Below are 20,836 nucleotides of genomic sequence, written 5' to 3' on the forward strand. Positions count from 1 at the left end.
AGGCGAAAAAGATGAAAATTTTAGCACCGCTTGGCTCCAAAGAAGAAGTAGAGATGTTAGCTGAAAATGGAGCAGAAGAATTTTACTGCGGTATTACTCCAAATGAGTGGATGAAGCAATATTCACCAGGCGTATGGATCAACCGGCGTAATCCATACGCTGGTTTTCCTTCCTTTCAAGATTTACAAGCAGCGGTACGACAAGCAGAAAGTTATACTATTCCGATTTTCTTAACGTTAAATGCTCCTTATTATATGGAAGAACAATACCCGATGCTGATCGATTTAATTAAGCATTGCTCCGAAGACATTGGCGTCCGGGCCTTCATCGTCAGCGATCCGGGGTTAATGATGGCGATGAAGGAGAAAGTGCCGCAAGCGGCGATCCATGTGAGCAGTTTAGCGGCTCCAATGAATACTGGAAGCATTGAATTGTATAAACAAATGGGTGTAGAAAGAATCGTTCTTCCCCGAAGTGTTCAATTGAACGAAATTCCCGCATTAAAAGAAGCAGCTGGGGATATAGAGCTAGAGATGTTTATTTTAAATGATGGTTGCGTATACGAAGAAAGCTTTTGTATGACAACTCATTCAGCAGGCGCCTTTTGTGCCCAATCACAATGGGAATATGAAGCGTTTCATGCCGATGGAAACAAGCAGTTGTCTTCTCGGGAAATGGAGAAACTGACTGAGCAAGTCAATGACTATCGTGAGTTTGTTTGGTTTGTCAATGACTGCAACTGTCAAATTGCTTCCGACGGTTTGCCGCTCGGACCTTGTGGGTTGTGTTCGCTCGGAAAACTGTTTCATATGGGGGTCGATTCACTAAAGATTGTCGGTCGTGAAGGAGCACCTTATCGAAAGTTAGCTAGCGTCCAGATGGTGAAAGCGGTCGTCGACCAAGTTCGAAAACAAGCAGAGGAAGAGGAGATAAAGCAAACGGCAAAAACGATTCGCAATCAGCCTCAATATTGTGACTCGGGGCTGATGTGCTATTATCGCTGAGGTGAGAGTGATGAATATGTTTTCTTTCATCAAACCGTATCGTTTTGTCTTTTTGCTTGTCTTTGCAATGGGATTGATCTCAACATTTATTACAGCGGCACAGCCGATGATTGGTAAGTTTTTTATTGATGAAGTATTGCTTACCAAACGTTATTCTTTCTCGCTCGTTTTAACAGTAGCTGTTGTAGTAGCAGCCGTTGGTTATGGTGTGGCGCTCTTTACAAAGTTTCTTTATTTTCGAATGAGTTTACATATCATGGTTGATATGCGAACGGCATTCTATCAACATTTACTGCATCTCCCGTTCGCTTTTTTTGCAAAAAAACGAACGGGTGATATTTTATCTCGAATGAACGAGGATATAACAGAAATACAGCGGCTGTACACAGAAAATGTATTGCAGCTATTCACTATTGGCTTAACTTTTGTGTTTAACGTGGCATTATTATTGTTTTTGAATTGGCGTTTAACTTTATTGTCTTTTCTGTTTATTCCTTTATTAGTGTTCGGTGTGCATGCATTTCGGCACCTCATTTTTATCAATCAAATGGAATTTCGAAAAGCATCAGCAAAGAATCAAAGTTTTCTTTACGAAACCTTTTCAGCAATGAATTGGATTCGTACCGCTCATATCGAAAAACAGCTACAACAGCAGTTTAAAGCGGAACTCGACCATATTAATAAACAAAATATGAAAGTCATGTTTACGAATGCCTCAGCCCAAGGAATCCCACAGTTCATTTTAATGGGCTCAGCTGTTTTGATGCTGGTATTTTTAGGGCAGCAGGTCATGCAAGGAGAGATGACATTAGGGACGATGCTCGCTTTTATGGCGTATCAAGCGAGTCTGTTCGCCACTGTGCAAGGGATGGCTCAACTGTATATCAAATTTCAAAAAGGCCGCGCATCCATACAGCGCATCAATGATTTCTTCTATATTCCGCCTATTGCAATCGAGGGAAAAGATGTCCCAGAGTCGTTTCGTACCATTCACTTTGATCACGTCTCTTTTTCTCATCATCCGAATCGGCCAATCTTAACCGATTTTACCTTTCGTATTCAATCAGGCGAAAAAGTCGGCCTCATTGGAGAAAATGGCAAGGGGAAAAGCACGATTGCTCAGTTGCTCGCCCAACTGTATGAACCGGTTAACGGAGCGATTTACTTAGATGATCACAATATTCGTGAATTTTCTAAAACGAGCTGGTATAAAAAAGTTTGCCTAGTTGCACATGATCATCCTGTGTGGTGCACGACGATTGAACAATTTTTAAGGTTAGGCAACAAAGAAACAACAGTAGCGGAACTAGAGGGAATAATAGAGTTAGTTGGGTTATCGGAATGGATTCAGGCATTGCCCGAGAAAATGAATACACAGCTTGATGGTCGAGGACTGACGGTATCCGCTGGGCAGAAACAGCGGCTTGTACTTGCCCGAGCGTTATTGCAAGAGGCTGATATATATATATTTGATGAAGCGACTTGTCATTTGGATATACAATCAGAGCAGCAATTGTTTCAGCGGCTACAAGAGCGGTTGCAAACGAAAACGGTCATAGTCATCACTCATCGCTATGATCATTTAGCCTGGCTGGATCGCATAGTGGATTTATCTACAAATGAATCGAAACAGATTAGAGGAAAGGTGGCGAATGAATATGTATCAGTTTTGCATGGATAAGGGAAAATGGGGGAATGGGCGAGGTATCAAAATTGCTCATATTGACAGCGGCATTAATGAATGGCATCCGCATATTGGCAAAGTGGCTGGAGGAATCGCTTTCGAGGTAACTGATCAGGGAAAAATTGTGCTCGAGGAAAGCTTTCAAGATGGTCTCGGGCATGGAACGGCGGTTGCAGGAGTGATTAAAGAGCAAGTGCCGGAAGCGGAACTGTGGGCGGTGAAGATTTTTCATGAGCGGCTCACGACGTATATTGAAGTGCTATGTGTTGCAATTGAATGGTGCATAGAGCAGAAAATGGATATAATTAATTTGAGTTTAGGAGTCAATCAAGATATTGCCGCCTTTCGTCATATTTGCGAGCAAGCGAATGAAGCGGGCATTTTCATTGTGTCGGCATGTGATGAACAAAATGGTTTATATTGGCCAGGCTACTATCCTTCTATATATGCTGTCCGAAGCGCGAAACATGGGAGAAGCGGTGTTTTTCATTTTTCGCCAGATGAGCCGATTGCTTTTCAAACAGTAGGTGTTCCTAGAAGTTTAGAAGGCCCCCTGCAAAAGTTTAACTACCAGGGGCATAGTTTTGCTGCAGCACATGTGACAGGAATGATGGCGAAGGTCAAAGAAAAGTATTCAGAGATAAAAACGGTCTCTGAAATGAATCAGCTGTTCATCAAGCTGAGTGAACAGCAGACTGTCCATCAAAAGAGCATCTGATCAGATGCTCTTTTGATGATTAAAGCTCTCGTTGAAAGGCATTTTTCACCTTAATGTTTGGATTCTTTTCTCGAAATATGAGCCAAATGATTAAACTTAAGCTGAAAGTGAGAAACTCTAAGGAAAGAATATACCAAGGATAAGGACCTAATAGATCGAGTAGGCTTGTCCCTTCTGGTTTGTGATGTAAGTACAAATAATTTCCATCGAAGAGCCAATTCATCGTCATTACAAAAGGCATAAGTACATTGACAAAGATGATCATTTTGAAAACGGAATAAATAGTTGGGCGATAGCCTTTCACCCATGTAAAATATAGAGGTGTACAAAAAATGATCATATGAGTGATGAAAAAGTGAAAAAATCGGAAATGCGGAAAATCAAACGTTAAGAATGGAGTGACTAAAGCTTGAGAAGCTCCGAGCAAGCCGGTAAATAATAAGATTTCATAGGCGATCCTCTTTTTACTGATTAATAAAATGACAGTTAAAAGTAAACTAATGCTGCATAATTCTAACGGGATGGAATGACTAAGATCCCAGCTATCCGTGACAATCATCCAAACATGGTACGCCAATTCTAACGTTAATAAAAACAGGGCTACACTAATTTCTGCATAGTTTAGCTCAAGAGCTTGTAACTGATTTCTAAAAACGTACATAAAAATAATAATTGAAACTAAAATAAATAAAATAGTTATATGACTAGCTGAAAACATATGAAATGGAAATTGCTCATTGCTTCCGCCGAACCAATCCATGTTTTTTCCTCCTCTCACACAAATAGTTTACCATATTTTATGGCGATCATTTTTAGATATGAAAAAAGAACGGGTTGGATAAGGAAAGCATTTAATAATTATTAATTCATTGTTAAGTAAAAGCAGAATCGATGTGAGTAGCTCGGGAAATTGGTATAATTAAGGTAATCCAATAAGGTGGTGTGACTGATGCCGAAATATATTGTATTTGATTTCGATGGAACGTTAGCGAACTCATTAACGCTTTTCATTGAAGCTTATAATGAGATGGCTGCGCGGGAAGGCTATCGGATTGTACAAGAGTCAGATTTAGAACCTTTGAGCAAAATGTCTATTCCTGAACGATGCAAGTATTTAAATTTCCCTTTACGCAACATCCCATTTGCGGCTCCCAAACTGTATCGTTATGTAAGAGAGTCAGGGATGGGATTTCAGTTTTTCCCAGGGATTAAAGAGCTACTAGATGAATTAAAACAGCAAGGATACCGCCTGGCGATCATTTCTTCAAACGCCAAAGATATTATTAGTCAATCTTTAAAAACCCATCAAGTTGACTATTTTGATGAAATTTTATGCTCGAAGTTTATTTTCAGCAAGGACAAAATGATTAAGAAGCTAATGAATAAGTATCAACTAGCACCATCTGATGCATTATATGTCGGGGATGAGGAGAGAGATATCACCGCTTGCAATAAAGCTGGTATTAAAGTCGTCTGGGCAGGGTGGGGATATGATGATGCAGAAGTGGCTTTAAAAGCCAACCCTGATTATGTGGCCGAACAGCCGCAAGAAGTATTGCCGATCATTTCTAAATTAAATATAAGTTGAATGGTTGAATCTAACGGAAAAAGGATACTCATTAAAAATGGGTATCCTTTTAATATTGGACTTGTTCAATGACTGTTTCTCGTTTGTTCGCTTTTTGTTTTGTTAACCAAGTAGGGTACCAGCTATTGATCATGAGCTGCATGTCCTTCGAACTAAATTGCCCTTCCCACGCCTGTATTTGTTCTCCATCAATATAGAAGCTTACTTCATCAGGCAATATATCCATTCTGTAGCGGTGAACCGATTTTGTCGGATCAAAAGGCAATTGATAAGTAGCTTGTTTAGCTTCCTTTCCATCTTTATAAATTGTAAACAATACTTTTCCACTAGAGTCATTCCATATTTCAATATCAATTTCATGATACAGATCAGGAGGGGCATAAAGAAAAAAGCCGGTGATCGACCCAGGAGCATCCGCTACTTGAATGTCAGCTTCAAACCGCCCGTATTGGAATGTTTCTCTCGTCCGGATTTCTCCGCCATTTCCTTCTTGATCGGAAAGCGACAAAATGATTTTCCCTCGTTGATGGCTCACTTGATTGGCTAATAAATAACCTTGTCCAAGCGGAAATTCTTTTCTGATTTCCCACCTCTTATCATTGAATGTATCAAATCGTTCTACTGTTCGGTTCCATGGGTGAACAAGCAGGGCATGTTGGAACCAAGGAAAATTAATAACAATGAAAGCGAGAAGCAGTATGGACATCAAAAGAAATAGTTTGAATTTCATGATCGTTCCTAATCTTAAAGTGAATTTTTTTATATCGCCAGTTAAGTTGCGCTATGGTGACGAAATGCATTTTTAGTAAATATAATATAATCGTAAAGGCTTTTCAAGCGCATCCTATTTCTGTATAGTAATATAAAAGAGATATTAAATAAAGAAGGAAGAGTTTTATGATTATTAAAAACGATGAAGAGCTTCAAGCTTTAAAAAAAATTGGCAAAATTGTAGCTGAGATACGAGATGAGATGCGCGCAGCTACTAAGCCAGGTGTGACAACAAAACAGTTAGACTTACTAGGCGGCGAACTATTTGCGAAACATGGAGCCATTTCTGGTCCAAAAGGGGAGTATGACTTCCCAGGTTTTACTTGTATTAGCGTTAATGATGAAGTGGCTCATGGCATACCGGGGGAAAGAATCCTTCAAGAAGGGGATTTGATTAATATCGATGTTTCCGGATCTTACGATGGATATTTTGCTGACACAGGTATTTCTTTCGTTGTTGGTGAAGGAGATCCAATTTTAACGAAATTATGTCAAGCAGCTGAAAAGGCCTTTGAACATGGATTGACGAAAGCAAAAGCAGGAGCGAAGCAAAACCAAATTGGGAAAGCTGTTATGAATGAAGCGCGCCGGCACGGATTTACCGTTATTAAAAACTTAACAGGACATGGTGTTGGTCGTTCCTTGCATGAAGCGCCGGACCATATTTTAAACTATTTTGATCCATGGGATAATGCTTTGTTAAAGGAAGGAATGGTTATTGCGTTTGAACCGTTCGTTTCAACGAAAGCAGAAATGATTGTGGAAAGCGGCGATGGCTGGACATATAAAACGCCTGATGGCAGCCTCGTTGCTCAAATTGAACATACAATTGTGATTACAAAAGGTGAACCGATCATTTTAACAAAATAACAATAAAAAAGCTGAATCTACTCCTCATTTGATTCGGCTTTTTTATTGTCTAGAGCAGTCAAATAATGTATGCTTAAAGGAATCGACAATTTTCTTATTTAGTAAAGGAGTTCAATCCATTGTTAGATTATAAGTTATATGAACATGCTAATTCGGATCAATATGTAGTGCTTATTCATGGTATGGGTGGAAATTCCAGCATTTTTTATAGCAATCTCAAATCTTTAAAAAAACATTTTAATATATTAGCTGTTCATCTTCACGGACATGGGAAGAGTCCAAGTGTAGAAGATGAAAAAAGCTTTAATATTGATGTCGCGGCTCAAGAAGTATTGCATGTGCTTGATCATTTATTAATTAAAAAAGCGCATTTTATTGGCATTTCTTTAGGAACGATTGTGATTCATTCGATCTTTAAAATGGCGCCGAAACGAGTATATTCAGCTGTATTGGGCGGAGCTATTACTCATTTTAATCTCTTTTCTAAGTTTTTGATTAAAGTAGGAAAGCTGATTAAATCCTTCACTCCTTTTCTATGGATCTACAAGCTTTGTGCCTATATTATTATGCCGGGAAAAATGAACCGAAAATCGCGGTCTTTGTTTATTAGCCAAGCTACCAAAATGAAACGGCCTGATTTTCTTGCTTGGTTCAATTTAGTCGATACGGTAGAAGAGGTATATGAGGGAGTGCCGGAGAGCTCTAAAGGAGTGCGGAAGCTATACATTTCGGGTTCAGAGGATCATTTGTTTATTAAGCAATTGCAAAAGGATATTGCAGAAGATCCATATGCTACATTTATGTTACTCAAGGATTGCGGGCATGTATGTAATGTGGAAAAAAGCAAAGAATTTAATGAAGCGTCTATTGAGTTTTTATTAAACACGGACAATAGGATGAAAGAAGCTCAATAAAAAAGTGTGTTGAGCGGTTTCGTAAAGAGTCTGACGCCCGAAAAATATTTATATAAATATTTTTCTTTGGCGGCAGACTTCTTTCCTTTTTATTTTTTATTAAATCGTAATAGTTACTATTTACAAAACGGAATCATTTCGATATAATTTCATACAGTTAACATTAGTAATGAGGAGGAAATTTGATGAAACGAATATTTTCAATGATTGGCATAATATCAGCCATTATGCTTATTATAGCCGGATGTTCCAGTGAAAAGACGGAGAATAATCAGGAAAACAAAGAAGGTAACAAACAGGATGCTCCATTGCAAGTGTACACTACGATTTATCCTTTAACGTTCTTCACTGAAGAAATCGGAAAAGAATTTGTTGAAGTGGAAAGTGTTTTGCCGGCAGGTGTAGACGCTCATACATATGAGCCGACTTCGAAAACAATGATCGATATTGCACAAGCTGATTTATTTATGTATAACGGGCTTGGATTAGAGCCTTTTGGCGATAAATTAAACGAGTCGATGAAAAGTGAAAAAGTAAAGGTAGTTGAGGTTGGTAAAACAATCGATATAGACGCCCATAAACAAATGCATGCGCATGAAGAAGCTACACATGGAGATCACGAGGATCACGCCGCTCATGAACAGGAGAATGAAGAGGCTCATGGGCATGATGATGGACATCATCATGGAGATACAGATCCTCACGTTTGGATCGATCCAACATTAGCCATTCAAATGGCTGAAGTTGTGAAAGATCAGTTAATAGAGCTACAACCTGAGCATAAAGCAGAGTTTGAAAACAATTTTAATTCATTAAAGGAACAGTTATCGAAATTAGACGAACAATTTCATGAAATGGCGGATCATGCCAAAAATAAAGAATTTCTTGTATCACACGCCGCTTTTGGTTATTGGGAGAAAAACTATGGCTTAAAACAAATTAGTGTAGCTGGTTTATCACCGACAGATGAACCTTCTCAAAAACAATTAAAAGACATGGTAGAGACAGCGAAAGAGCACAATATTAAATATGTTATTTTCGAACAAAATATTACGCCGAAAGTAGCGAAGATTGTCCAAAGTGAATTGAGGGCAGAAGCTTTACAGATTCATAATCTAGCTGTATTAACGAAAGAGGACGAAGCGAAGAAAGAGAACTATGTGACATTAATGGAAAAAAACATTGAGACATTGAAAAAAGCAACAAAATAATGAAAAGAGCCTTGCCTTTTTCCTTTAAGTGAAACAGCATTCATCATTGATGAAGCTGGTGATTTCACAGAGGGAGGCAAGGTTTTTTCTCATGGGTAAAAATCTCCCTTGTTTTGTTGGCATACTTTTCCTAAAAAGATGGAATGATAATGACAGGTAAGCAAGACAGGAGGAATAAAGTTGATAAGAAAAACATTATGGAAACAAGAAGTGAAACTACCTTCTTTCCCAAGTCTCGAGCAAAATGTATTTGCTGATGTCGTGATTGTGGGTGGTGGGATTACCGGTATTGTGACTGCTTATTTATTAACGAAAGCAAAGAGAAAAGTCGTGCTGCTCGAAGGAACCAAGCTTGTCAATGGAACGACAGGTCACACAACAGCCAAAATGACGGCTCAGCATAATCTCATCTACTATGAATTAATGCAAAACTTCGGGAAAGAACAGGCAAGACTATATTATGAAGCGAATCAAGAAGCGATCACTTGGGTGAAACAAACGATACAGGATGAAACAATTGATTGTGACTGGCTCGATGAAATTGCTTATGTGTATACGAACGCAGAGCAAGAAACAAAAACGGTAAAGGAAGAGGCCTATCGTTATGAAGAATTAGGCATTGATGGAGGGATCGCTAGCACGTTGCCATGGAAAACTCCTTTTAAGCAAGCGGTGCAAATGAATAATCAAGGACAGTTTCACCCGATTAAATTTTTGCGCCCGTTAGTGCAATTTATTACAGAACATGGCGGGGAAATTTATGAGCAAACGGTGGCAAAAGACATTGAAAAAGGAGATAAATCAGCTGTGATTACACTGGACGGTAAGAGAGCGGTAGGTGATCACATTGTCATTGCAAGTCATTTTCCTTTTTATGATAGCGGTTTTTATTTCACGAAAATGTATGCTAATCGTTCTTATGTTATAGCAATTAAGCCAAAAAAAGCGTTTCCGGGCGGTATGTATATAACAGCTGAAAAACCGACCCGTTCGGTGAGAAGTGCGATGTACCAAGGGGAGGAAGTTTTACTCATTGGCGGAGAAGGACATAAAACGGGGCAAGATCATCCGACAGAAGAGCGGTATCAGGCGTTAATTGATTTTGCAGAAAAAGAGTTTGGAATTAAAGAGTTATTATTTACTTGGTCTACACAAGATTTAATGACATTGGATAATATTCCTTATATCGGAAAAGTGAATAATGCGGAAAATATTTATACAGCCACTGGGTTTAAAAAATGGGGAATGACATCAAGCATTGTATCTTCTCTGCTCCTATCTGATTTAATTTTGAATAAACAAAACCGTTATGAAGAGTTATTTTCTCCGCAGCGTTTTAAAGCAGATCCTGGTTTGAGAAATTTTGTGAAACAAAATAGTGATGTGGCCGGTCATTTTATTAAAGGAAAACTCGATTATTTTCTTCAAAATAATGAGGAGCTTCCTGTGAATAAAGGAGTAGTTGTCAATTGGAATGGAAAGAGAGCAGGAGCATTTAAAGAGGAAGACGGTACGGTGCATCTAGTTGATACAACATGCACGCATTTAGGCTGTGAGTGCGAATGGAATGATGCGGAAAAAACATGGGATTGCCCATGCCATGGCTCCCGCTTTTCTGTTTCAGGAGAAGTGGTGGAAGGCCCAGCAATGGAGCCGTTAAAAAAGCTGAAAGAATAAAGAAAAACCTCAATCGGTGCATCGTTTCATCTCTCATCGATGAAAATAGGAAAGAAAACCGCCCTTCATATGAAGGACGGTTTTCTTTTAAATAAGGCCAATTACATCAAGAAAGACGATGATAATAATAATTGGAACAACAAAGCGCAGCAGAAGCAGCCAAAGAGCAAACCAGCCCTTTACATTGCCTGCTCCTTTCGATAATTCATCAATCAGCAATTGTTTATCCATTTTTAAGGGGATAAAAATCGCAATTAAAAACGCGCCTAATGGCATTAAAATATTGCTGACAAGAAAATCAGCCGCATCAAAAATGCTTTTATTAAAGATAGTGATCTCACTAAGGACACCGAATGATAACGCAGAAGGAATCCCAACGAGAAAGATCATTAGCCCAACGATCCAGGATAAACTTTTTCGTTTTGTAGAATCCCCTTTGGCAATCGAAGCTACGATAATTTCTAGCATCGAAAAAGCCGATGTAAGGGTCGCGAATAAAAACAGCGCTAAAAATAAAATTAAAAATATCGAGCCGAAAGGAATTTGCTGAAAAATAGAAGGCAGAACGATAAATAATAGTCCTGGCCCTGCTGCCGGCTCCACATCAAGTGCAAACACAGCCGGGAAAATCGCTAATCCAGCAAGCAAAGAAATAATAATATTTAAACTGGCAATAGAAACAGCTGATTTCGGCAAGTTTTGTGTTTTGTCTAAATAAGAGCTGTATGTCACCATAACAGATACACCAACACTTAATGAGAAGAAAGACTGCCCCATTGCAAACAAGATGCCTTCAGAGGTAATCTTAGTGAAATCAGGCTTTAAAAAAAATTCTACTCCAGCGATAGCATTGTCCAATGTTAATGAGCGAATAATGATAGCGATAAATATGATAAAAAGGGCCGGCATTAAATATTTGTTTGCCGCTTCAATTCCATTTTGAATACCACGTGAGACAACGGTGATCGTAATCAGTAAAAATGCTAATTGAGCGCCGATTGACCAAAGCGGAGATGCGATGGTTTCTCCAAACAAGGAAGCAAAGTCGCCTGTTGTTTGAAGCTTACCTGTTAGACCAAACAGTAAATACTGTAGGATCCAGCCTCCAACCACACTGTAAAAGGATAAAAGGATAAAGCATGTAATGACTCCAATATATCCAGTCACTGGCCAAAATGATTTGGGAGCAATATGTTCATATGCGCGAATCGCTTCTTTTTGCGTGCTCCGGCCAATGACGAACTCTCCAAGCAATAAAGGAAGCCCCACTAATGCAGTAAACAAAAGAAAGAGAAGGAAGAAAGCCCCACCGCCGCTTGTGCCCGCTACATAAGGGAGCTTCCAAATAGCTCCAATCCCAATAGCAGAACCGGCTGAGGCTAAAATAAAGCCAATCTTGGATGTCCATTGTTCAGTTTGATTCATTGTTAAATCTCCATTTCTCTTCTTAATATTTAATCATCATATACTACTTTAATTAAATAGAAAAGAACATAATCGAATTTTTAGAAAAAATCCTGCGCTCATATTGTTGGGAAAAATGAAGGGAAAAGAGTAAAGTAATAAATAGATAAGAGAAATGGATATTGCATGAGGAGGCACTTTAATGAACGAACAACAAATCTATGAAACCATCAATAGGCAAAAGCAGTTTTTTCATACTGGAGAAACGAAAGACCTCACTTTTCGTTTAAAGGCGCTTCAGCAATTAAAAAAAGTGATTGTCCAATATGAAACGAAAATTATCGAGGCGCTTTATCAAGATTTGCGAAAAAGTGAATTTGAAGCGTATGCGACAGAAATTGGTTTAGTGTTAGATAGCATTAATTATGTGTCAAAAAACTTAAAGAAATGGGCGGCCCCGATCAAGGTGAAAACACCTGTTTATCAATTGCCGGCAAAAAGCTGGATTCAGTCAGAGCCGTACGGAGTCGCTTTAATCATCGGTCCTTTTAATTACCCATTTCAGCTCGTCATTGAACCATTAATTGGCGCGATTGCAGCCGGAAACTGTGCGGTGATTAAACCATCTGAACATACACCTTACACCTCTGCTTTAGTTAAAGAAATGATTCAGCAAACGTTTGACTCGAATTATATACAAGTGATTGAAGGGGAAAAAGAAACGACTTCTATACTGATTCATGCTCCGCTTGATTATATTTTTTTCACGGGAAGCGTGCCTGTCGGGAAAATTGTAATGGAGGCAGCTAGCCGACATCTTGTCCCGTTAACACTTGAACTTGGAGGAAAGAGTCCAGCCATTATTGATCGGACGGCTGACTTGGAAACAGCAGCGAAAAGAATTGTTTGGGGAAAATTTGTGAATGCCGGTCAAACTTGCGTTGCACCTGACTATTTGCTTGTTCATCACAATATTAAGGAAAGCTTTTTAAAGCAATTAAAAAAAGAAATCATTGATTTTTATGGAAAGAACGCTCAAGAAAGTCCGGATTATGGACGGATTGTCAATCAAAAACAGTTTGATCGTTTAGTAGAGATAATGGAAAAAGATCGGTCAAAAATATTTTATGGCGGAGAGTTTGATCGCAGTGATTTGTTTATCGCACCAACCATTTTACAATCGGCGGATTGGGGCGATGCCTCGATGCAAGATGAAATATTCGGACCGATTTTGCCGGTATTAAGCTATCAAGAGTTAAATGATGTGATTACAGAAGTGAATAAACATCCGAAACCGTTAGCTTTATATGTATTTACAGAAAATGAAGCGGTAGAAAAGACCGTTCTATCTTCTATTTCCTTTGGCGGCGGCTGTGTAAATGACACATTGTCTCACGTAGGAAGCCCTTATTTGCCGTTTGGAGGAGTTGGTCCTTCAGGGATGAACAGTTACCATGGGAAGCATAGTTTTGATGCTTTTTCACATCAAAAAAGCATCATGAAAAAAAGCACCAAGCTAAGTCATTCCATGATTTTTCCTCCTTATGGAGATAAAGTGAAATGGCTGAAAAAAATTATGAAGTGAACAATTGATAGGTGAAGGGAAAACGTGGTCTGCGTCGAATGACTTTAACTGAGGTGAAAAAAATGCCTGTGAGTATAGCTGATTTAAAAGTACCAGATGAATGTATGTTGAACCAAGACGAAGTCATTGCAGCAGCGGCTCATTATTTTGAAAAAACAGGGTGGCAAGTAGACAGTAACCTTTCATCAACAGAGCCGGATGTAGTGGCGAAAAAAGGTCATTGGACCGTTGTTGTCAAAGCCAAAGGATCAAAAAGTAAAAAACAAAAAGGGGATATTGTCTTTGATAATAGTCAGCTAAGAACGCACATCGCGGACCAAATCGAAAAGATCATGAGGTTTCAGCAAAACGCAACTGCGCCAACTATTTTTATGATGGCTAATCCTGATGTTTATCGAATCAAATCGATGACGAATCAAGTATCATTAAGTCTTGATAAACTCGATATTGTAAGAATGTGGGTGGCACCAGACTCCCCCCCTCATTTTGAGATCCCCAAACATCTTTATGCGATGGCTGAGCAGCTTGGTTTATAGAGTAGAAAATAAGGGTTGACTCTTTTAAGTGTAATCCACACTTATGAGTCAACCCTTATTTTCTGTAATATACGTGTTATTCATCTCTTTTAGATAGACAGCGATCACATTCCATTAAGTAAGATTCTGCTTGTTCATGCATATGCTCACCACACTCTGGACACATTTTTTGAGGCATTGTTCTAAAGAATTCTACTGGACTCATCATCATGTTATTCTCTCCTTTTATAATACAGTAATTTTATTTAACTTCTGTTATAATACAGTATACGCACGGGGTGGTTATTTGTAAACGATAAAATTAAATTTTCTGAAAATTGGTTCAATCGTACTATTTTCTGATCAAAAAGTCAAAAAGCAAGGATAAGGAACAATTATCCTTGCTTTATTGTATATAAGATGATATATTTAATTCAGTTGTTTAAGTTCGTTTCAAAAGAGAGCATAGTTTTAAATTGTTTTCGTCTTGAAATAGCAATAAACAGCAAGAAATGAATGAGCGCGTTTGCGCGAGGAGGAAATTACATGTTACAAGGTAAAGTGAAATGGTTTAATGCAGAAAAAGGTTTCGGATTCATCGAAGTTGAAGGACAAGACGATGTATTCGTACATTTCTCCGCTATTCAAGGCGAAGGCTATAAATCTTTAGAAGAAGGTCAAAGCGTATCTTTCGAAGTTGTTGAAGGACCACGTGGACCACAAGCTGCTAACGTAGAAAAACAATAATAGATGTATAAGAAAAGAGACTATCCCAAGCGATAGTCTCTTTTCTTGTGTAAAAAAATTGGAAAAGCAGTATTTTTATTTTAACATAACCCGAGAGAAGTCCTCTTCCTCAAGGAGCGTGAAGGGCACAGCCCAGCGAGTAGAGAGGGGATGACTCTCGATTCGGCACAGCCGAAAAGCGTGAGATGGAGGACCTTTCGAACGTTGTCGAAAGAAAAAAGGGTGATAGTTTCCATTCACTCTTGATGAGAACGTATATTCGTTTTATAATGATGATAAAGGAGGGGATGGGATGTATCGCACGTTGAAAACAAGCTTTACAGCGCCACGGTCCACGCTTCAACAGTTGTTTCACCTACGTCGGCTTTGCGGAACGATTTGGAATGACTGCGTGCAGCTGGCTCGGTATTACTACCGAATTCATGGCCAATGGATCAACAAAAGCGACCTTCAATCGGAACTTAAAGGCTTGTATCCGCTTCACAGTCAGACGATCCAAGCGGTGTGCCACAAGTTTTTGCATGCCCGAGAAGGCGTTCGCCAAGCGCGGAAAACGAACAAGTCCATCCGGTATCCATACAAAGAAAAGTTCGTGTTTCCTCCCAAATGGGTCGACAAATCCTTCGTGTTGGAAGGACAGAAACTGATCCTGAGCTTAGGAAGATGGCAAGGGAAACAGCAGGCACCTCTTGTGTTGACACTCGCCTCGGCTCCAGCTGGTGTAGTCAAAGAAGTGGAACTCATCTATGATGGTCGATGGCATGCCTGTTTGTCGTATGAAGACGGCATCGAGCCCGTCCCCGTGTCAGATGGTCATACAGCCGCGATCGATCCAGGAGAAATTCATACAATTGCCGCCGTCAGTACTCATAGACAAGCGCTAGTGATTTCGGGCAGAAAGATGCGCAGTGTTCACCGGTTGCGAAACAAAAAAGTGAGAGAACTGCAAATCTTCATGAGCCGGTGTCAAAAAGGGTCGAGGAAATGGCGCCAATACAATCGGGCAAAAAAGTACATTCTCTCCAAAAGCGAACGACAGCTAGGTGATCTCCTACACAAGACGACCCGTGCGTTTGTGAACTGGTGCGTGGAACAAAAGATTGGTCATGTCGCTCTTGGTGATGTGGAAGGTGTCCAGCGACACACAAGCAAACGAAATAAGCGACGAAAACGCATCCGCTCCAAACAAGTGAACCAAAAACTCAGCAACTGGAGTTTTGGAAAACTCACGAAACAGCTAGCCTATAAATTAGAAACGGTCGGTGTTTCCTTATCAAAAGAAAACGAAGCCTATACAACGCAAGCATGCCCTGCTTGTGGAAAACGAAACAAAGTGCGTTCACGAAATTACCGATGTTCCTGCGGTTATGAACGGCATCGGGACATCCATGGTGCAGGGAATATTTTGTCCCAGTATGTGCACGGAAAGTTTCGCGAAGTGATGTTGACGAACATCACGTATCTACGTCCTGTACAGGCGTAGTAGATGGGCAGAACCGCCCCAGAGGGAGTTCGACTCTCTCTGTTGCTTACGGTGGCAGCAAGCGGTTGAGAGACTTCTTGCGTCAAGACCACTGCTTCCGTATGGGAGCGTCAGTCCCCAAGACAGACGAGGGTGTCGTGTACACCTATGGACATTGTCCAGTTTCTGATGTCTTGGGGATCGACAAGAAACCCCTACCTCAAGTGAAGTGCGAAGCGATAGGTGGGGGAGGTTCATTGACGACTTTGGATTCAGCGACTCGACTTGGAAAGTATGCCGTGCAGGAGTTTGCGGAAAGCCGTGCTTCCATCTTTACGAACAATCACGTAGCAACCATTGTCGTAGTTGTAGGGGCGGGTGCTCTAGCTTTATCAGGGACTTGGAGTGCGGTGTGGCCTTTGTTTGGCTCAGCTAATCAAATGCTTGGAGCGATTGCCTTGCTTGGCGTTCTTTAACGGCAGTGGGCGATGATACTTCAGTGAAAATCTAATATTGCTACAATGCTTGTACAATAAGCGTAGATTCATCATAAAAGCTTCCGTTTTAATAGATTATTTAAAATGGAAGCTTTTTTCATATACTTTACATAATATAATTATAGACTATCTAAGCATCTTTGATTCTTTTGTATTTTAACGAATGACATACTATAATAAGTGGAAAAGGAGGAATATCGATGATTAGTGAACTTTTACCACCAAAACGAATTTTAATGGGACCAGGTCCAAGCGATGTCCATCCACATGTATTAAAGTCAATGGTGACACCATTATTAGGACATTTAGATCCCGCGTTTTTAACCATTATGGATGAAACAATGGAATTGCTGCGCCAAGTGTATCAAACAAATAATAAAGCAACGATGGCGATGTCTGGAACAGGAAGCGCAGGGATGGAAACATTATTTGTGAATTTAATAGAGCCGGGTGACAAGGTAATCATTGGGGTGAATGGGCTTTTTGGTGAGAGAATGGTCGATGTGGCCGAGCGTTGCGGGGCAGAAGTGATTCAAGTGAAAGCGCCATGGGGACAGATTATTGATCCGGAGCAAATCAAAGAAACGCTACAAGATCATAAACAGGTGAAGGCTGTGGCTGTCGTACATGCAGAAACATCCACAGGTGTCAGACAACCGTTAGAAGAATTGAGTCAGATTGTTCATGAGCACGATGCGCTGTTTATATGCGATATGGTCACTAGTCTTGGTGGATGCCCGACGGACATTGATCGCATCGGGGTAGATGCTGCTTATAGTGGTACACAAAAATGTTTAAGCGCTCCTCCAGGGTTAGCACCAGTGACATTCAGTTCTCGTGCTGTTGACGCAATGGCGAAGCGAAAACAAAAAGTGCAAAGTTGGTATTTAGATTTATCGATGATTCAAGCGTATTGGAGTGAAGACAGTGAGCGTTTCTATCATCACACCGCTCCTATTACGATGATTTATTCTTTGCGTGAAGCATTAAGATTAATCGTCAATGAAGGGGTGGAGAATGTGTTTGCACGCCATAAACTTTATGGAGATGAGCTTCATACCGGTCTTGAAGAGATGGGATTAAGCCTTCTTGTGGATCGAGAGTACCGATTATCTCAATTAACTTCTGTAAAGATTCCAGAAGGAGTAGATGATGTAGCGGTTCGCAAACGGCTGTTGGAGAAATACAGCTTAGAAATCGGCGGCGGTTTAGGTGAACTGAAAGGGAAAGTATGGAGAATTGGGTTGATGGGCTACAATGCTCGCCAAGAAAATGTTACATATCTGTTAGCCGCACTACAAGATGTATTGAAAGAACAGAACTATTCATGAATGAATGAATGAATGGTTCAGTGAGTAGCTGCCAAATGAATTCATGTTGATCAGATTGAAAAGATTATATTTTCTCAACAAATAGTCTTATTTACAAATACGGCGAAAGCTGATACCGTAAGATTGTCAAAAACACTTACCGAATAAAGGGGTATTCAAATGGCGATTTTTACGGATGAAGAGAAAGCTTTAGAATGTATCATGACAGATGCCGAATGTTCATGGAAAAAGAACGTAATCAAGATTGAAAATGGATATTTAGTAAGTAGGGGATTAGTGACCAATGTTCGGATTCCGTTGCATCATGTAGATACAGTTGTATACTCTATGAATCCTAAAAAGCCAGCTCTTGTACCAGGTTTAAAGATTATTGGAAAAGGTGTTGTACTGGCCGAAATGGATGTTTCGGCGGAGTATATTGAAATGGTTCAAGATTGGCTTCTTCAAGTAGTTGAAAAGGAATAGTCACTTTTAAAGATGCCAGGCTTCTTCGCGGCTCCTCTTCCCTAGAAGAGAAATGTTGTGGGGGCGAAGCCTGGCTTTTCCATATTAAAAGCAAACTTGAACGCAGTTGGCTTATTAAATACTGAACATTCATTATTTTCGAAAGTGGTGATCAAATGAAACAGCCTTCTCCATACATACTTCTCGTATTAGCGACTCTTTTGTGGGGAGGTAATTTTGTGATCGGTCGGGCAGTAGCAAATGACGTACCTCCATATACGCTTTCTTTATTGCGCTGGTGCACAGCTTTTCTAGTTTTTTATCCTTTTGTAAGAAAGAATTTAAAAACAGATTGGCCGGCGATCAAACAACATTTTCACATCGTAATTGCAATGGCTATAACAGGCGTTGCCGGTTTTAACACTCTTGTATACATATCGCTTCACTATACGACATCGATCAATGCATCATTAGTGAATTCATCTACTCCTATTATCATTTTTGTACTCTCTTTTCTCTTTTTTAGAGAGCGGCTCCATCGCAATCAATTAATAGGGGCGCTTATTTCTCTTTCTGGTGTTTTGTTTATATTATCCAAAGGAGATTGGAGCAACTTGCTGTCATTTACATTTAACTTAGGGGATGTGCTTGTTGTCGGAGCGGTTGTTCTTTGGGGCGTATATTCCATTTTAGTAAAGCAATATGCCGGCAGGCTACCTGGATACAGCACCTTTTTTGTAGCGATCAGTCTCGGTTTAGTTGTTTTACTTCCTTTTTCATTCATCGAATTGTTTTTGTATAAAGAGGTAGTGAATTGGAAGTTGACATCCATGGGGGCAGTCGCTTATATCGGTATTTTTGCGTCGATTGTGGCTTTCACTTCATGGAATACGGCCGTGGCTGCGATTGGTCCGAATAAGGCAGGGGTCTTTTTAAACTTTATTCCTGTGTTTGCTTCTTTATTTGCAATTATTTTTCTTGAGGAAACGTTGACCTCCTATCAAATGATCGGTGGGTTGTTTGTTGTTTTCGGTGTGTATTTATCAACGAAAGCACCTAAAAAAGTCCCCTCTATCAATCGAAAAAATGCTGTCTCTTGAACATAAGAGGCAGTATTTTTTGTAGAAAAGAGAACGTTTGTTTGTTATAATGAGTCGAAATAAGAAGGAAGGGAAGGATCTTTCATGAAGGGATCAGCTCATTTAGCGATTGGAGGGGCTACGGGATTAGTAACGGCGATGTATGTACAAACAGATCCGCTTTCAACAGCATCCCTGATCGGCCTCGGAGCGGTTGCCGGGCTTGCACCAGACCTTGATGTGAACGGCAAGTTAGCTAATCGGATTACAATTTCAAAGAAATGGCTCATTTTATTTTTTGCTTTATGTGGCGTTTTGTTAATCGGCTATAGTTACCTGCATTTATCTAGTTTTACAAAATCAGCAGGAATCATCATCGGCGTCTGTTTATTATTGCTGCCGAGACTGTTTATTAAACAGCGGACGATGTTATTTCTAACTGGAGCGATACTAGCTTATGTTGGCTGGAAGGCTGATATTTATTGGGTGATGCTTTTAAGCGGATTTATTATTGTTTCTTCTTTTTTGCCGCATCGCTCATTAACTCATTCGTTACTTGGCGTCGCCTGTTTCGGTTATATTGCTTGGCATTTTGAACAAGCGGTCGGCTTGGAGGGCGGTTTTTTGTCATCGGTATTCGCTTACACAAGCCATCTAGTTGCAGATATGAAAATGTGGTCCTTTAATAAAAAAGGGATCAGATGGTTCCAACCAATTTTTAATAAAGAATTTTAATTTATTTTTTACAAAAACACTATGTGAAAAATTCAAACAATAAATTATTTTCCCCACCCTAAATATATTGTAAAAGCGTCATCAAATTCATGCACTGGTAAGCAAATGAAGGAACAAAAGGAACAGAATCTAACGATTGAATAATGCAAGTTAAAAAACATAAAGGGCAAATCATCACTTGCTAAAATGATAACCCATTGTTATAATGATTCAGGCACAATATTTAGTGTTTTATTGAAAATAAAATCTATATTTAGTATAAAACCAGTAAAAAGGTGTTATATGCATAATAGGGAATCCGGTGAAAGTCCGGAACTGTACCCGCAACTGTAAGTGCAGACGACCAAGGTAGAGCCACTGTCTTAAGACGGGAAGGGCCTTCGGAAGAATGAAGCACAAGTCAGGAGACCTGCCTTTTTACAGCGTTTACTCTTCTTCGGGAGTTGGGAAGAAAGCGCGGGGAAAATGTCAATTATGAATTAATCAACGAATTTAGAGGACTCTCTATGTCAGTTTGACTAATTTGTAATATTTCTTCGCTCTAATCCCATCTTTCTCATAGAAAGGTGGTTTTTTTGTTTTATTTTTTAAACAAGAAGT

Annotated in this window: 20 protein-coding genes, 1 pseudogene and 1 riboswitch; of the genes and pseudogenes, 17 read left to right on the forward strand and 4 right to left on the reverse strand. The window is 39.7% G+C overall.

Annotated elements, in window-relative coordinates; translation table 11 throughout:
- Window positions 1–11: 11 nt before the first annotated feature.
- From IRB43_RS05885 to IRB43_RS05895, 3 genes are read left to right on the forward strand one after another with little or no spacing between them, the layout of a single operon-like run.
- On the forward strand, window positions 12–1,004 hold the full coding sequence (locus tag IRB43_RS05885; protein WP_203362526.1) for a peptidase U32 family protein: 993 nt from the start codon (window positions 12–14) through the stop codon (window positions 1,002–1,004).
- A 10-nt stretch (window positions 1,005–1,014) separates the two neighbouring features.
- Window positions 1,015–2,685 (forward strand): ABC transporter ATP-binding protein, encoded by a 1,671-nt coding sequence (locus tag IRB43_RS05890; protein ID WP_203362527.1) that lies wholly within the window; start codon window positions 1,015–1,017, stop codon window positions 2,683–2,685.
- Window positions 2,663–3,406, forward strand: a complete 744-nt coding sequence (locus IRB43_RS05895; protein ID WP_203362528.1) for a S8 family serine peptidase — start codon at window positions 2,663–2,665, stop codon at window positions 3,404–3,406. The genes IRB43_RS05890 and IRB43_RS05895 overlap by 23 nt, the downstream gene beginning before the upstream one ends.
- Before the next feature lie 19 nt (window positions 3,407–3,425).
- Here IRB43_RS05895 and IRB43_RS05900 read toward each other — a convergent pair whose 3' ends face one another.
- Window positions 3,426–4,166 carry a YwaF family protein gene (locus IRB43_RS05900; RefSeq protein ID WP_203362529.1) on the reverse strand — a complete coding sequence of 247 codons (741 nt, stop codon included), beginning with the start codon at window positions 4,164–4,166 and terminating at the stop codon, window positions 3,426–3,428.
- 189 nt (window positions 4,167–4,355) lie between these two features.
- On the opposite strand from IRB43_RS05900, the gene IRB43_RS05905 reads away from it, so the two are divergent.
- A complete protein-coding gene (locus IRB43_RS05905) occupies window positions 4,356–4,994 on the forward strand; it encodes an HAD-IA family hydrolase (protein ID WP_203362530.1) in 639 nt (212 codons plus the stop codon).
- A gap of 49 nt (window positions 4,995–5,043) precedes the next feature.
- On the opposite strand, the gene IRB43_RS05910 is transcribed toward IRB43_RS05905, so the two are convergent.
- The gene (locus IRB43_RS05910) at window positions 5,044–5,724 is read right to left on the reverse strand and encodes a glycoside hydrolase family 16 protein (protein ID WP_203362531.1); all 681 of its coding nucleotides are present in this window, start codon (window positions 5,722–5,724) and stop codon (window positions 5,044–5,046) included.
- Between the two features lie 167 nt (window positions 5,725–5,891).
- Between IRB43_RS05910 and map the strand changes: the two genes are divergently transcribed.
- From map to IRB43_RS05930, 4 genes are all read left to right on the forward strand, one after another.
- Window positions 5,892–6,635, forward strand: a complete 744-nt coding sequence (gene map / locus IRB43_RS05915; RefSeq protein WP_203362532.1) for a type I methionyl aminopeptidase — start codon at window positions 5,892–5,894, stop codon at window positions 6,633–6,635.
- Between the two features lie 119 nt (window positions 6,636–6,754).
- Window positions 6,755–7,549: an alpha/beta fold hydrolase gene (locus IRB43_RS05920; RefSeq protein ID WP_238941844.1), complete on the forward strand. Its 795-nt coding sequence runs from the start codon at window positions 6,755–6,757 to the stop codon at window positions 7,547–7,549.
- A 185-nt stretch (window positions 7,550–7,734) separates the two neighbouring features.
- Window positions 7,735–8,760, forward strand: coding sequence for a metal ABC transporter solute-binding protein, Zn/Mn family (locus IRB43_RS05925; protein WP_203362533.1), 1,026 nt, complete (start codon window positions 7,735–7,737; stop codon window positions 8,758–8,760).
- 180 nt (window positions 8,761–8,940) lie between these two features.
- Window positions 8,941–10,437: an FAD-dependent oxidoreductase gene (locus tag IRB43_RS05930; RefSeq protein ID WP_238941845.1), complete on the forward strand. Its 1,497-nt coding sequence runs from the start codon at window positions 8,941–8,943 to the stop codon at window positions 10,435–10,437.
- An 87-nt stretch (window positions 10,438–10,524) separates the two neighbouring features.
- Here IRB43_RS05930 and IRB43_RS05935 read toward each other — a convergent pair whose 3' ends face one another.
- On the reverse strand, window positions 10,525–11,862 hold the full coding sequence (locus tag IRB43_RS05935) for a sodium-dependent transporter (protein ID WP_203362534.1): 1,338 nt from the start codon (window positions 11,860–11,862) through the stop codon (window positions 10,525–10,527).
- Between the two features lie 181 nt (window positions 11,863–12,043).
- Here IRB43_RS05935 and IRB43_RS05940 point away from each other — a divergent pair, with 181 nt between their 5' ends.
- Together IRB43_RS05940 and IRB43_RS05945 are read left to right on the forward strand one after the other, a co-directional pair.
- Window positions 12,044–13,426 (forward strand): aldehyde dehydrogenase, encoded by a 1,383-nt coding sequence (locus IRB43_RS05940; RefSeq protein ID WP_203362535.1) that lies wholly within the window; start codon window positions 12,044–12,046, stop codon window positions 13,424–13,426.
- Window positions 13,427–13,488: 62 nt separating this feature from the next.
- Window positions 13,489–13,962 (forward strand): hypothetical protein, encoded by a 474-nt coding sequence (locus tag IRB43_RS05945; protein ID WP_203362536.1) that lies wholly within the window; start codon window positions 13,489–13,491, stop codon window positions 13,960–13,962.
- A gap of 76 nt (window positions 13,963–14,038) precedes the next feature.
- Here IRB43_RS05945 and yhfH read toward each other — a convergent pair whose 3' ends face one another.
- Window positions 14,039–14,173 carry a protein YhfH gene (gene yhfH, locus IRB43_RS05950; protein ID WP_203362537.1) on the reverse strand — a complete coding sequence of 45 codons (135 nt, stop codon included), beginning with the start codon at window positions 14,171–14,173 and terminating at the stop codon, window positions 14,039–14,041.
- A gap of 314 nt (window positions 14,174–14,487) precedes the next feature.
- Between yhfH and cspD the strand changes: the two genes are divergently transcribed.
- From cspD to IRB43_RS05985, 7 genes and pseudogenes are all read left to right on the forward strand, one after another.
- Window positions 14,488–14,688, forward strand: coding sequence for a cold-shock protein CspD (cspD, locus tag IRB43_RS05955; RefSeq protein WP_094834266.1), 201 nt, complete (start codon window positions 14,488–14,490; stop codon window positions 14,686–14,688).
- A gap of 292 nt (window positions 14,689–14,980) precedes the next feature.
- Window positions 14,981–16,171, forward strand: coding sequence for an RNA-guided endonuclease InsQ/TnpB family protein (locus tag IRB43_RS05960; protein WP_203362538.1), 1,191 nt, complete (start codon window positions 14,981–14,983; stop codon window positions 16,169–16,171).
- Between the two features lie 236 nt (window positions 16,172–16,407).
- Window positions 16,408–16,620: pseudogene (locus IRB43_RS17770) on the forward strand (carbon starvation CstA family protein); the annotation flags it as partial.
- Between the two features lie 227 nt (window positions 16,621–16,847).
- Window positions 16,848–17,978, forward strand: coding sequence for a pyridoxal-phosphate-dependent aminotransferase family protein (locus IRB43_RS05970; protein ID WP_203362539.1), 1,131 nt, complete (start codon window positions 16,848–16,850; stop codon window positions 17,976–17,978).
- A gap of 159 nt (window positions 17,979–18,137) precedes the next feature.
- Window positions 18,138–18,443, forward strand: a complete 306-nt coding sequence (locus tag IRB43_RS05975) for a hypothetical protein (protein ID WP_203362540.1) — start codon at window positions 18,138–18,140, stop codon at window positions 18,441–18,443.
- A 155-nt stretch (window positions 18,444–18,598) separates the two neighbouring features.
- Window positions 18,599–19,522, forward strand: a complete 924-nt coding sequence (locus tag IRB43_RS05980; RefSeq protein WP_203362541.1) for a DMT family transporter — start codon at window positions 18,599–18,601, stop codon at window positions 19,520–19,522.
- A gap of 84 nt (window positions 19,523–19,606) precedes the next feature.
- Window positions 19,607–20,236 (forward strand): metal-dependent hydrolase, encoded by a 630-nt coding sequence (locus tag IRB43_RS05985; RefSeq protein WP_203362542.1) that lies wholly within the window; start codon window positions 19,607–19,609, stop codon window positions 20,234–20,236.
- A 256-nt stretch (window positions 20,237–20,492) separates the two neighbouring features.
- Window positions 20,493–20,667: riboswitch (cobalamin riboswitch) on the forward strand.
- Window positions 20,668–20,836 lie beyond the last annotated feature (169 nt).

Origin of the sequence: Bacillus sp. REN10, assembly GCF_016820555.1 — a bacterium.
Classification (GTDB): Bacteria; Bacillota; Bacilli; order Bacillales; family Domibacillaceae; genus Bacillus_CE.